The organism is Kitasatospora sp. NPDC057512 (assembly GCF_042802135.1).
GTDB lineage: Bacteria > Actinomycetota > Actinomycetes > Streptomycetales > Streptomycetaceae > Kitasatospora.
Window position 1 is genome coordinate 1 of record NZ_JBHVET010000162.1, and the last position, 13,012, is coordinate 13,012.

The 13,012-nt window shown below is 77.5% G+C and carries 6 protein-coding genes; 1 reads left to right on the top strand and 5 read right to left on the bottom strand.

What is annotated here, in order from left to right:
- Nucleotides 1–36: 36 nt before the first annotated feature.
- From ACFU6K_RS13735 to ACFU6K_RS13750, 4 genes are read right to left on the bottom strand one after another with little or no spacing between them, the layout of a single operon-like run.
- A complete protein-coding gene (locus ACFU6K_RS13735) occupies nucleotides 37–1,968 on the bottom strand; it encodes a hypothetical protein (RefSeq protein ID WP_380662887.1) in 1,932 nt (643 codons plus the stop codon).
- Nucleotides 1,969–1,970: 2 nt separating this feature from the next.
- Nucleotides 1,971–5,675, bottom strand: a complete 3,705-nt coding sequence (locus tag ACFU6K_RS13740; RefSeq protein WP_380662888.1) for a DUF5682 family protein — start codon at nucleotides 5,673–5,675, stop codon at nucleotides 1,971–1,973.
- Nucleotides 5,676–5,679: 4 nt separating this feature from the next.
- Nucleotides 5,680–6,846: an AAA family ATPase gene (locus ACFU6K_RS13745; RefSeq protein ID WP_380662890.1), complete on the bottom strand. Its 1,167-nt coding sequence runs from the start codon at nucleotides 6,844–6,846 to the stop codon at nucleotides 5,680–5,682.
- A complete protein-coding gene (locus ACFU6K_RS13750; protein WP_380662892.1) occupies nucleotides 6,843–11,846 on the bottom strand; it encodes a hypothetical protein in 5,004 nt (1,667 codons plus the stop codon). Before ACFU6K_RS13750 ends, ACFU6K_RS13745 begins: the two co-directional genes overlap by 4 nt.
- Between ACFU6K_RS13750 and ACFU6K_RS13755 the strand changes: the two genes are divergently transcribed.
- Nucleotides 11,830–12,069 carry a hypothetical protein gene (locus ACFU6K_RS13755; protein ID WP_380662894.1) on the top strand — a complete coding sequence of 80 codons (240 nt, stop codon included), beginning with the start codon at nucleotides 11,830–11,832 and terminating at the stop codon, nucleotides 12,067–12,069. The genes ACFU6K_RS13750 and ACFU6K_RS13755 overlap by 17 nt on opposite strands.
- Here ACFU6K_RS13755 and ACFU6K_RS13760 read toward each other — a convergent pair.
- Entirely contained in the window at nucleotides 11,975–12,832 is an 858-nt protein-coding gene (locus ACFU6K_RS13760) for a DUF4132 domain-containing protein (RefSeq protein WP_380662895.1), read from the bottom strand. The two genes, ACFU6K_RS13755 and ACFU6K_RS13760, sit on opposite strands and share 95 nt — an antisense overlap.
- Between the last annotated feature and the right edge of the window lie 180 nt (nucleotides 12,833–13,012).

Below are 13,012 nucleotides of genomic sequence, written 5' to 3' on the forward strand. Positions count from 1 at the left end.
GGGCCGTACGCCCCACGCCTCGCCGCGGACGGCCCCTCACCCCTCCCCGGACCAGGCCGACGCGCACAGTGCGGTCGCCAGTTCCTCGGTGTAGGAGGCCGCGGTCAGCCAGGCGGTGGCGAAGGCCTCGTGGTCGTCGGTGACGATCCGGCCGAAGACGTCGCGCTGCTGGTTGGCGGCGGCGGCCCGCAGGCCGTCGAGGAGTTCGGCGGCGGTGGCCAGCCCGGCGGCACGCAGCAGACCGCGGTCGGCCGCCGCCGAGGCCTCGCTCGGGGCGAGGGCGTGCCGACCGGTGGTGACCGTCTGCTCGACCCGGCGGCCGAGCACGTGGACGGGCGGGCCGTACGGCGCCGGGGCGGCCGATCCGTCCGCCGGCCCGTCCTCAGACCCCTCCGCCGGCCCGCCCGCCGACCCGCCGACCGGGCCGGGACCGATGCCGGCCGCCGTCGCGGACGCGGCGAGGTCGGCGGTCTGGAGGCGTTCGAGGCCGAGGTTGACCCGGCCGGCCCGGTCCGCGGACAGGGCGAGCGGGTCGGGGGCGGCCGGGGGTGTACCGATCGCGAGCAGGCGCAGCTCCGGACGGTCCGCGCGTTCCAGCCGACCGATCACCCGCAGTCGCAGGCCGGGGGCGGTGGCGAGCAGCGCCAGGTTCGCCCGGAACGGCAGGTCGGGGTGCTCGTGCGCCGGGCGCAGGACGATCACCGGACCGCCCTGAGCACCGCCCGCCGTACAGCGCGCCAGCAGCTGCGGCATCCCGCCCGGGCCGGGGGCGGTGCCCAGCAGGGTGACGTCCAGGAAGAGCAGGTCGCTCCCGGCCGGACGGCTCTCGTAGGGCAGGTCCTGCGCCGCGAGCGCCCGGGCCACCTGGGCGGATGCCGGTTCCGACCAGAGCCGGGCGGCCGGCTCCGCCGTCCATGCCGCGCCCGTCGCCCGCACCGCCCGGACCGAGGCCCCGGCGCCCAGCCGACCGCCGCCGGACCTGGTCGCGCCCTGGACGGTCAGCCCGGCACGGCTGAACTCGCGGTGGCTGAGCGCGGCGTCGCCCAACCGGACCGTCCGGTTGCCTGCCCCGACCGCCTGCGGGGCGGCGGCCGCCGCGTCGTCGTGCGGCATCACCTCGGCGATCGTGCTGAGGCGTCCGTCGGCGTCCACCGCCCAGCTGACCGCACCGGCGTGGGTGGCCGTCAGCACCGGCTCGGCGAACAGGCCGTACAGCCGCAGACCGCCCTCCTCCCGGTAGGCCTGGCGCGCGGTGCCGCGCAGTTCGGCGACCGGGGCGGTGCCGGTGGCCAGGGCGGTGGTGAGGCCGAGGAGTTCGCGCAGGCCCGCGACCAGGTCCACCAGGCGGTGGTCGGGCGCGCCGGAGCGCGCCGCCCGGACCCTGATCGCGACGGTGACGGCCGCCGCGGCCGGGCGGTGCAGGCCCGCGAGGCGCGCCCGGTGGGCGGCGCGCAGCAGTTCGGCCTGGGAGACCGCGCCCGCCCCGCTCACCCCGGCGGCCAGGACGGCGGCTGCGGCCCGGTGGAGGTGGCGGACGGCGGCGAGTTCGACGGCGGTGAGCGGGTCGGCTATCGGGTCTGCGGCGATCGGGTCGGCATCCGGCCGGCCGTTCGGATCCCCTGGCGCGCCGTGAGTGTCACTCCTGGGCTCGGGCTCCGGCGCCGGCTCGGCCTCGGCGAGCGGGCAGAGGGCGACGGCCGCGGCCCGGTGCACGCAGGCCGGGGCGAGCAGGCAGCCGCAGCGGACGCCGGCCTCCACCGCGATCACCCCGCCCGGGGCGTGCAGCACGAGCACCGTCTCCTCGTCCACCTCCACCCGCCACTCGTCGCCCTCCCGGGCCACCGGCCGCTCCGCCAGCTTCGCCGCCGCGCCGTCCAGCCGCTTCTGCAACCGGGCACTCAGCCCGGCCACCACCTCGGCGACCACCTCGGGCCGCACGCCCGGCCAGTCGCTCGTCCGCGCCGTCATGCTCATCGCACCTTCTCCCCCACCCAGCGGGCCAGTTCCAGCGGGCTCAACGCCGCCACGGGCATTCCGGCCGCGACCAGTTGGCCCGCGACCGCCTTCGAGTAGCGGGCCGTCCCGGTGTCGTCCAGCGCCGCGCAGCCGAGCAGGTGCACGCCGGAGTCCACCAGTGCCCGGGTCTGGGCCAGCAGCCCGCCGACCGGCCCGCCCTCCTCGAAGTCGCTGACCACCGCGACCAGCGTGCGGGACGGCACCGTCACCAGCTCCCGCGCGTAGCGCAGCCCGCTCGCGATGCTGGTGCCGCCGCCGACCCTCACCTCCAGCAGCAGGCCCAGCGGATCGTCCACCCGCTCCGTGAGGTCCAGGACCTCGGTGGAGAAGGCGACGAAGTGGGTGCTCAGCGAGGGCACCCCGGCCAGGATCGAGGCCGTCAGCGCGGCCCACACCGTGGAGGCCTCCATCGACCCGGAGACGTCCACGACCAGGATCAGCCGCCAGTCGTTGGCCTGCCGCGCCCTGGTCCGGAAGACCGGGCGCTCGGGCACGATCAGGGTGCCGCCGTCCGGCGCGGGGCGGGCGGTGGCCAGGTTCGCCCGGATGGTCCGGTCGAGGTCCAGCCCGCCGCCCGGGCGGCGGGACGGGCGCGGCACGGCGATGCCGGTCAGGGCCGGGCGCAGCCGGGTGGCCAGCTCCCGGCTCAGTTCGTCCACCAGGCGCCGCACCAGCGGGCGCAGCCGGGCGACCCGGGCCTCGGGCAGACCGCCCGCGTGGTCCAGCACGGTGCGCAGCAGCTCGACGGACGGGCGGACGGCGGCCGGGTCGATCGTCTCCAGGACGTCGGTACGGCCCTGGGCGACGGCGGCGGCCAGCACCTCCTCGCGAACGCCGGGGCCGAACAGCGACTCCAGCTCCTCGGCCCACTCCCGCACACCGGGGTACGGGGCCTCGCGGCCGCCCCTGCCGCCCCGGCTGTCCAGGCCCGGGCCGGAGCCCTCGCCGTGGCCGCCGCCGTACAACTCGTCCAGGGCGGTGGCGAGTCGGGCGCCGCGACCGGTCAGGCCGCCGCTGCCGGGGCGGCCGAGGAGCAGCCGCCATCGCTCGGCGGGGGCGAGGGCGAGGGTGCGGGCGGGGTCGGGAACGGAGTCGGGAGCAAAGTCGGGAACGGAGTCGGGGGCATGCGGCGGGGCGGTCGCGGTGGGGACCCGCGCCGGGGTCGTGGGCGACGGCGCAACGGCCGCCGGCTGCGCGGGCGTTGCGGGCAGGAGGCCACGCCGGGCGAGTGCCGCACGCGCCGCGAGGTCCGCGCGCACCCAGGCGGCGAGCACCCCGGGGCCGGCCTCCTCGGGCAGGGCGGCGAGCCGGGCCCCCAGACGCTCCTCGACCAGGGCCAGCAGCCGGTCCCGGGCGGCCGGGCTGAGCGTGTCGAACCCGCCGCGCAGCGCGGGCAGCCGGTCCAGGAAGGCGTCGTCGGGCAGCGAGGTGACCCGCTCCAGCAGCGGTTCCAGCGCCTGCGGCGCGGAGTCGAACAGCCCCTCCGCGGCCGTCAGCAGGCCGACCAGCGTCCGCCCGAGCGCCTGTCGCGCCTCCGGACCGGTCGCGCCGTCCACCCACGAGGCGGCCCGGCCGCCCAGCACCTCGGCCGGCTCCTGCCCGAGCAGCACCCGCACCGCACCGGCCGCACCCCGCACCAGCGGGCTCCCCTGCTCGGCGAGTCCGGCCAGCACGTACGCCAGCCGCACCCCGCCGAGCCGGTCCGCCCGCCGCACCAGCTCCACCAGCGCCCGCGCGTCCTGCGGATCGTCCGACCCGCCCAGGCCCTCCAACTGCCGCACGGCGGCGACGGTGAGCACCTCCCCGGCCGCGGCGAGCACGGGCGGGCCGGCCACGGGGGTGCCGTCGCCCGCGGCGACGGGCCCCTCCTCCCCGCCCGGGGGCTGGCCGTCGCCGGCGGAGGCGGATCCCTCCGCCGCTCCCGCCGGGGTGCAGCCGGGGAAGTGGCCCGCGGTCAGGCGGTCGAGGAGGGCGAGGGCGTCGAGGAGGTCGGGGAGGGTGGCGGAGGCGGGGAGGAGGGTGGTGAGTTGGGCGAGACGGGCCTCGGCGAGGGTGGGGAGGGCGCAGGAGGCGGCGGCGGTGAGGCCGTCGATGATCTCGCGCGGGGCCGGCTGGTCGGTGAGGCGGGCGCGCAGGGCGCCTTCGGCGGCCTGCGCGGGGGTGACGCCGCGGGTGCCGGCGACGGTGAGCATGGCGGCGGTGGCGGGTGTCCAGTGCAGGCGCCAGCGGGTGCCGAGGGTTTCGGTGCCGCCGGCGCCGGTGGTGGCGACGGGCTCGGCGTAGGGGACCTCGCAGGCGGTGAGGCGGTGCAGGAGGATCTCGCGGCGGCGGTCGAGGCCGCTGCGCAGCGGGTCGAGGCGCAGGTCGCGCGGGCCGGGGTCGGCGGGGCCGGGGAGGCCGAGGTCGGCGAGGAGGGTCTCGACGGCGGGGGCGAGTCCGCTGCGCGGGGCGGCGGGGGTGGGGCGCCCGGTGCGGGTGCCGACCAGGACCTGTTCGAGGGCGCGGGCGACAGCCCGGCCGCGGCCGAGGGGTTCGCCCTGGGCGAGGACGGTCTGCACCGCTTCGACGAGTTCGCCGCGGCCGGGGGCGGCGTGGCCGCGCAGCCGGGCGAGGTCGCCGGCCAGGCGGACGATCTCACGGGCGTCGGCCGGGCCGCTGGGGTGGTCCTGGGCACGCAGGGCGGCGCAGATCCGGACGGCGGTGCTGGTGAGCGCCTCGGCGAGGCGTTCCGGGCGACCGCCGGCGTCCAGGACGGTGTGCTGCCACTCCGGGTCGCGGATGCCCGCCGGGTAGCCGGAGCGGGCGTCGAGCAGCGGGTAGGTGTACGGGATCAGGGACAGGACGTGCCCGGGGTCGTCCGGACGCGGCGGCTCCTCGGTGGCGAGCGGGCCGTCCAGCAGGGCGGGGGCGTGGAAGGCGCCGATCACGGCGGCGACCCGGCGCCCGCCGGCCGAGGCGGCCTGGACGCGGGACCGCATCCAGGCCTCGCGGCGCAGGTCGTACGGGTCGACGCCGGGGCCGGTCTCGGCGTCCCGGCGCAGCGCCCAGCCGACCAGCAGGGCGGCGCGCCGGACGGCCTCCGGGGTGGAGCCGGGGGCGGCCGTCTCGACCAGGCGGTCCCACAGGTCCTCGTCGGAGTCCCGGCCGGTGAGGCGGTGGCGCAGCGCGTCGGCGACGCCGGGTGCGTCCGGGATCCCGTCGGCCCGCCCGCGCTCCGCCGTACGGGCGGCGCGGTGGGCGAGCGGGAGGTCGCAGGCGACGGCCTCCACCCCGTTGCGCCAGGCCCAGCGCAGGGCGGCGAGCTCCGGGGAGAAGTCGGCGAACGGGTAGAAGGCGGGCCCGGCCGCCTCCTCGGGCCCGGCCGGGGCCGCCGCGAGGGCGACCGGGGCCCGGGTGGCCTCGTCGGCGAGCGGGCCGAGCCAGGGCTGGAACTCGGCGGGCAGCTCGACCAGGACGACGTCCGGCCGGGCGGCGTCGAGCAGCGCGGGGACGACCGCGCTGAGGGACGGCGCGTGGTGGCGCACGCCGATCAGGTAGGGCCCGGGGCGGCCGGTGCCGGTGCCGGAGGCGGCCAGCCGGTCGGCCTCGGCCCGGACCGCCTGGTCCGCGTGGTCCGCCTGGTCCGCGTCGTCCGGGCGGGTGATCTCCGCGCTGCTCATCGGATCAGGCCTCCAGTGCCGGGCGGAGGTCCCACAGGGTGCGCCAGGTGGCGGCGCCCTGTTCGGCGCGGCGGCGGACCGGGCCGTCCCAGTAGCCGAGCAGCCGGGCCGCGTCGGACGGCTCGTCCTTGCGGACCACGCCGAGGAGCTGGCCGGGCAGCCGGCCGAGCAGGTCCCCGCCGTCGGGCAGGTAGGCGGCGCTGACGCCGAGCGCGGTGGCGACGGAGACCGCCTCCGCGGTGCTCATCACGGTGGACGGGCGTTCGACGTCCCAGCCTTCGGTGGACCGGCCGGTGCGCAGGTCCCGGAAGGCCGTGACCAGGGCCTCCAGGACGGCGTCGTCCACCGCGTAGGCGGCGCCGGCCCGGGCCACGGCGGCGGTGGACTGGCGGCGGACCAGGTCGACCTCGGCGGCGAGGCTGCCGATCGGGCCGACCGTCTCGAAGTTGAACCGCCGCTTGAGCGCCGCGGACATCTCGCTGACGCCCTTGTCCCGCAGGTTGGCGGTGGCGATCAGGGTGAAGCCGGCCGCGGCGTGCAGTTGGCCGTCCGGGGTGCCGGCCAGTTCGGGGACGGCGATGCGCCGCTCCGAGAGCAGCGAGACCAGCGCGTCCTGCACCTCGGGCAGGCAGCGGGTGACCTCCTCGACCCGGGCGACCGCGCCGGTGGTCATCGCGGTGAGCACCGGCGAGGGCACGAGGGCCTCGCGGCTGGGCCCCTTGGCGAGCAGCAGGGCGTAGTTCCAGCCGTACTTGAGCTGGTCCTCGGTGGTGCCGGCGGTGCCCTGGACGGTGAGCGCGCTGCTGCCGCAGACGGCGGCGGCGAGCAGCTCGGAGAGCATGGACTTGGCGGTGCCGGGCTCGCCGACGAGCAGCAGGCCGCGCTCCCCGGCGAGGGTGACGACGCAGCGCTCGACCAGGGCTCGCTCGCCGACGAACTTCGGCTCGATGACCAGGCCCTTGCGCCCGGCCTTGAGCTTCTCGCCGCCGCTGCCCATCACGAAGGTGACCACGGCGCGCGGGGTCAGGAGCCAGCCGGGCGGACGCGGACCGCTGTCGTGGGCGGCCAGGAACTCCAGTTCGGCGGCGTACTTCTCCTCGGGCGGGACGGTCTGCCGGTCCGCCGCGGCGGGGGCGGCGGGAGCGCCCGTGGTGGTCTCGGTGGCGGTCATCGGCGGGCCTTCCTGCGCTTGCTGGTCTGGAGCTCTTCGTACCCGGGGGCGTCGCCGTCGACGGTCCGCTGCCAGGCCCGGGCGAACAGCTCGGGGACGGGCAGCGGGACCAGCGCGGGCCGGTGGGTGGGCAGTTCGTACAGGGCGGCCTTCCACGTCTCGGCGGGCAGGGCGGGCGACTTGGCCTCCTGCCAGCCGCCGGGCAGGAAGAGGCTGCGACCGGCCCGGGAGCGCTTGGCCTCCAGCACCAGGCCGGTGGCGGCGAGTTCGGCGCGGGCCTTCTTCAACCGGGCGGGCTTCCAGCCCGTCCAGCGGGCGGCGTTGCGGTCGGTCGGGTCGGGCAGGGCGAGCAGTTGGAGGTAGAGCGTGGCCGCGTCCTCACCCAGGCCGTGGGTGCGGGACACCTCGGCGACCAGTTCGGGGACGGACAACTGCGGGTTCTGCAGCCAGGCCGGGCCCTCGCCGGGGGCCGGCACCGATGCGGCGGAGGCGGCCAGCCGCTCCGGCTCGCCGCGCAGCACGGATTCGATGGCGCCCCGCTCGGCGGAGAACCAGTAGCTGCTGGAGAGCCCGTCGAGCAGTTCGAGCAGCGGGTCGTCCGGGCCGGTGAGGGCGGCCGGGCGCAGCCAGATCCGCTCGTAGTCCTCGTGGTACGGCGTCAGGACGAGCGCCGGGCCGCAGTGGACCAGGCCGTCCCGGTCGGCTCCGCCCTCGGCGGGCAGGCCGAAGTGGGTGCGCAGGACGGCGGCCAGCGAGGCGCCCTTGGCGGTGCGCACCAGGTCGAGGTCGAGCAGCAGCTCCGGGTCGGCGAGGCGGTCGCGCAGCGCGGCGGCGGCGGTGGGCAGCAGCGGGCGCAGCGGACTGTCGGCGGGCAGGTGGTAGGCGAGCCAGCGCAGCGCGCCGATGGTGGAGCCGAGCGCGCCGGTCTCGGGGACGGCGGATTCGTCGTCGGGCTTCAGCCGCGGGCCGGCCCCGCCCTCCTCGGTGATCCGGAAGCCGGTGCGGCCGGTCAGCCACGGGGTGTGGGCGGGGTTGAGCACCGCCTCGACGGTGTCGATGGACACGCCCTGGACGGTGGCCAGGGCCTCCTCGGGGAGGGTGACGAGCCGTCCGAAGCGCCGGATCCACTCCTCGGCGCCGGCGGCGACGTCGGGGCCCTCGGTCCACAGGGTCTTCGGGTCGGCGGGCAGCAGGGCGCCCCAGACGGCGGCGAGGCCGTTGTGGTCGTGCCTGCGCAGCCAGGCCCGGGCGGCCTTGAACTCGGCGGCCTTGAGGCCGAGTTCGGTGGGTGCGGAGATGTCCGTCCAGTACAGCAGGCCGGACGGCGGGCTGAGCAGCAGGGCGGAGCGGGCGGTGCCGATGCCGGTGAGCTCGCTGAAGGCCTCCGTCCTGGCCGCGTCCCAGGGGATGAATCCGTGCAGCGCGGCGACCCGCCAGAACTTGGCGACCCAGGCCGCGTCGACCAGTTCCTCGGTGCCGCGCTCCTGGAGGGTGGTGAAGTGCGCGACGGGGCCGAACTCCCCGCTCGGGTCGTGGTCGACGGCGAGCCAGTGCACCCAGCCGTCGGCGACCTGTCGCTGGTGCCCGATGATGACGACGGTGCGCCCGCCGTGCCGCAGCACCTCGCCCTCGCGGGGCGTGACCGGCCGGGGGCCGGTGGCGTTCGGGGCCGCCGGCACCTGCTCGGCGAGGACGATCTCGCGCAGGGTGGCGCCGCGGTCGGCCAGCGGGCCCCTGGTCAGCTCACCGAGCAGCAGGACCAGCGAGGAGCGGTGGGCGGACTCGGTGAACGGCGAGGCCACCGCGTAGGCCAGCGCGTGGATCCGGCCGAGCAGCTGGAGCCAGCCGTGGCTGACGCTGCCGTTGTGCAGGGTGACGGTGGCGGGGCTGGTCCAGCCCTCGCCCTCGGCGGCGGGCGGGGCGGCCAGCACGGCGGTGACGGCGCGCAGGTTGTTGAGCACCCGGCAGCGCTCCTCGGAGCCCCAGTTGTTGCCGAAGCCGCCGATCTCGGGCAGCACGGCGCGCACGGCGTCGCGCAGTTCGTGGTCACGGCCGTGGTCGGGCCGCCACTCGGCGTTCTTCGCCTTGCCGGGGCGCTCGGCCTCCGGCTGCGGGACGAACCGGGCGACCCGGTCCAGCAGGTCGGCGGCGGTGCGGGCGAGCCCGGCGACACCGGCCAGCAGCCGCGGGTGGGCGATGCCGGGCAGGATCGCGCCGACCTCCGGGACGGGCAGGGTGCGCGGGCTGTGCCGGGCGAGCGGGCGGCGCACGCCCTGGACGGTGAGCCAGCACTGCTCGCCGGCCGGGACCGGTTCGGTGTCGACCGGCCAGGCGGCGTCGACCAGCCGGGCGGCCTGCTCGGCGGTGACGGCGCGCAGCGCCTTCGAGCCCTCCTCGTCGCGCGGGCGCAGGGCGTGCCAGTGCGGGTAGGGCGGGATGAGCGGGGTGCCGGCGGCGGAGAGCTCGCCGGAGCGGCCGGGGCGCAGGTCGACGGTGCGGTCGGCCTGGCCGGTGAGGTCGGGCAGGTTGAGCGAGAAGTGCTCGCCGGAGGTGTGGCTGACCACCGGGGCGGCCGCACCGGGCAGGGCGAGCCGGGCCACCGGGACGGTGTCCGTCCGGTGGCCGACCAGCGGCAGCTCGATGCGGTGGCCGTCGGCCGTGAAGGTGGTGACGGCCTTGCCGGGCTCCGTCCTGACCCAGTTGCCGAGCACGGTGCCGTCGGTGCCGAGCGGCGTCTGCTCCAGGCCGGGCTGGAGCGGCAGCAGCCAGGTGCTGCGCTGGACCAGTCGGCCGGCCTGGGCGGTGGCGGCGATCACCGGCGGTTCGGCGGTGCGGCCCAGGGTGCCGGTGGCCGGGTCGAGTTCGCGCAGGACGGCCTCGCCCTCGGCGGTGCGGCGCATCGTCCAGTACCCGGTGCCGTCGCCGAGGACGGGGTGCTCGTGGGGCATCCGCGTGTCGCCGGCGTGCAGCGGGCGCTCACCGGTGGTGCGGCCGCCGCCGGGCAGCTGGAGGGAGGGCGCCTCGGGCTCCCGGTCGCGGTAGTAGTAGCCGGCGATGGTCTCGCCCTCGAGCTCGAACCGCTCGTCCGGGCGGCTGGACCAGTACGCGCGCTGCTTGCCCTCCTCGGACCAGACGACCAGCAGTTCGCCGTCGACGAAGCGCAGCCTGGTCCGGTTGCGCTCGTGCGACGGCCGCTCGGGCAGCCGCAGGGTGTGCTCCAGCACGATGCCCTGCGGGCCGACCACGACGGCCCGGTCGAGGCGGGCGAGGATCAGGTGCGGCCAGGCGTCCTCGACGAGCAGGTCCCTCAGGCCGGCGCCGGCCAGGCTGGGGACGGGGTGCTGCGGGGCGTCGTCCGCGGGCGGGTCGGCGAGCCTGCCGAGCGCCTCCTCCAGGGCGGGCCAGCCGAGTTCGTCCAGGATTCCGGCCCGGAGGGCGTCGGTGAGCAGCCCGGTGACGTCGAGGGCGGCGATCCGGTCGGCGACGGCCGGCGCGACCGTCCGGATGGCGGTGCGGTGCTGGCCGATCGACCGGACCAGGTCGGCGGCGCCGGCCAGGCCGCGGGCGGCGGACAGCTCCTCGGCGCGCTCCTCGGCCCACTCCGCGAACAGCTCGTTCAGCAGCGGGACGGCGGGCGCCTGGCGCCTGACGGCCGTCTCCCAGGCGGGCGGGGTGGCCCGGCGCAGCAGCGGCCGGTAGCGCTCGTCGGCGCCGACGGCGGTGAGGGCGGGGCTGTCGGGGCCGCACTGCGCCGCCCAGTCGCGCAGGTCGAAGCCGAGGCCGCCGGGCGGGTCGGCCACCGGCACGCCCGCGGCCAGCAGCAGGTCCAGCAGGTCGATCCGGGTGTGGCTGGCGCGGATGCCGGTGTGGAGGTCCACCGGGACGGCGTCGGCCTTCAGCCGCTCGACCATCCGGCCGGCCAGCGCGAGGGTGGCCGGGCAGCTGGGCCGGTTGCGCCAGCCGCGGCCGTGGTGGTGGCACCAGCGCTGGAGCCAGGCGGCGGCGGGCTCGGCGCCGTCGGGGCGGGGGCCGGTGAGCAGTTCCTCGGCGCCGGTCTCGGCGAGGACCGCCAGCCAGGCGGTGTCGTGCGGGGCCGGGTCGGCGGAGGCCGGGTCGGGCAGCAGTTCCAGCAGTCGGGTGCGGACCGCCGTGTCGTCGCGGCCGAGCTCGACCAGCGCACCGTGCCAGGACTTCCAGAACGCGGCGGGCGCCCGGTTGACCGCCGGGGAGTCCAACAGCTCGGCGAGCAGTGCCCGTTCGTGCTCGGTGCGGTCCAGCCCGGCGGCCTTGATCAGGGCGCGGGCGTCCTCGGCGATCCCGGCGTACGGGGCCATGCCGGCCGCGGAGCGCTCGGTGCACAGCTGGCGGAAGCGCTGCCAGGCGGTCAGCGGGTCGAGCCGCTGGGCGAGCTCCTTGACGTACTGGCGCAGCGACTTGACGGTGAGCGCGCCGGCCAGGGCGAACTCCAGGAAGACGGCGCGCAGCCGCTCCTCGTCCACCGCCAGGCCGTGGGTGCGCTCGGCCTCGCGGGCCTTGCCGAACCAGGCGGCGGCGTAGGTCTGGTTGCCGTGGCCGAGGAAGATCCGGCCGACCTCCTCGCAGAAGGTGGGCAGGAAGTGCGGGACGGCGCGGCCGAGGCGGGTGGCGAGCTCGTCGAAGCCGTCCTTGGCGGCGCCGGGCTTGGAGGCGGCCTGGCGGGCGATCCGCTCCAGCTCCTTGACCAGGGCGAGCGCGTGGTGGCCGTTGGCCGGGTCGTGGACCAGCGCCCAGGCGGGGAAGCCGAGCGCCTCCTGGCGGACCTGGCCGACCTCGGCGGCCCCGGCCTCCGGCGCCAGGCCGAGGAAGTCGAGGGCGAGGTCCTCGGCCGGGCCGAGCGCGCCGGGGACGAGCCGGACGATCCGGCGGCCGTCGAGCGCGGGGTGGGTGTAGGTGCGGGCGGTGAGCACGTCGGCGGCGCTGTCGGGGCGGCCGGCGTCGGGCAGGGTGCCGGACGGGAGCACGGCTCCGGCGTCGAGCAGCTCCTCGGGCGTCGCGGCGCGGTCGGCGCCGGTGGCGCCGGTGGCGCCGGCGGCGGTGGCGGTGGTGGCGGTGGTGGTCGTGGTCGTGGTCGTGGTCAGGCCGGTGGCGGTCATGCGGCTTCCTCCCCCTGGATCGTGCGGCCGGCGTACAGGGCGGCGGCCATCCGCATGCCCTCGGACCAGGCGACCGGTCCGACCTCGGTGAGCGGCAGGGCCCGGCCGTCCGGGCCGGCCCAGCTGAGCGCGCCGGTCTCGCACGCGTCGTACTCGTAGTAGTCGCCGACCCAGACCCGGGCCTCGACGGTGCGCCCGCCCTCGGTGACCGACTGGACGGCCGAGCCGCCGCGGACCCGGCAGCCGAGCCGGTTGCAGCGCCCGACCAGCTCGCGCAGCTCCCGGTAGCGGCCGCCGGCGTAGGTGGTGACCTCGGTGCCGGCCGACACGTCGGCGGGCCGGTGCCAGACCTCGCGGTAGAGCTGCTGGACGCGCTGGGAGACGCCGAGCTCGACGGCGAACTCGCGCAGCTCGTCGAGGTCCTGGAGCAGGACGGGGTGCGGTATCAGCACCTCGCCGTCGGTGAGGCGCACGGTGTCGCCGTCCAGGTCGACCAGGCCGAGGCCGCGCTCGGCGTCGGCGCCACGCAGGAAGCCGGCCACGGAGCCGTCCACGGCGGTGACCACGAGATCCTTCAGGACGCCCTGCCAGGCCTCGTCCGGCCACACGGCGGTGAGCACCGCGGCGGGCACCGGCAGCGAGCGGACCATCCAGCGCTCGACGTCCTCCAGGCAGCCCCGCTCGTGCGCGGCCAGCCACTCGGCGAGCTGCTTGAGCTGGACGACCACCCGGTCGTCACCGAGCTTCGACGGCAGGGACTTGAGGTCCCGGCCCGCCGCGTTGCGGCACGCCACCCTGCCCTCCCCGTCGAGCGCCACGCGGTACCCTCCCGCGTCCGTCTCCACCCATGCCACGGCCGTACTCCTCCCACCGGGAAACACCTGTCGATCGCCTGCTGACCAGCGATGCGAGGAACGTAGCGAGGCCCACTGACAACGCGACGGGCGGGGTGAACTCCGGCCGTGACATGCCGACTTCAAACCCCCCGAACGGGTGATCGAAGAGACGAAAAGGCGGGGCGGCTGCCCCCACGC

Coding starts and splice junctions, on each gene's coding strand:
- ACFU6K_RS13735 (WP_380662887.1), bottom strand. CDS start 1,968: ATGACGGCGCGGACGAGCGACTGGCCGGGCGTGCGGCCCGAGGTGGTC.
- ACFU6K_RS13740 (WP_380662888.1), bottom strand. CDS start 5,675: ATGAGCAGCGCGGAGATCACCCGCCCGGACGACGCGGACCAGGCGGAC.
- ACFU6K_RS13745 (WP_380662890.1), bottom strand. CDS start 6,846: ATGACCGCCACCGAGACCACCACGGGCGCTCCCGCCGCCCCCGCCGCG.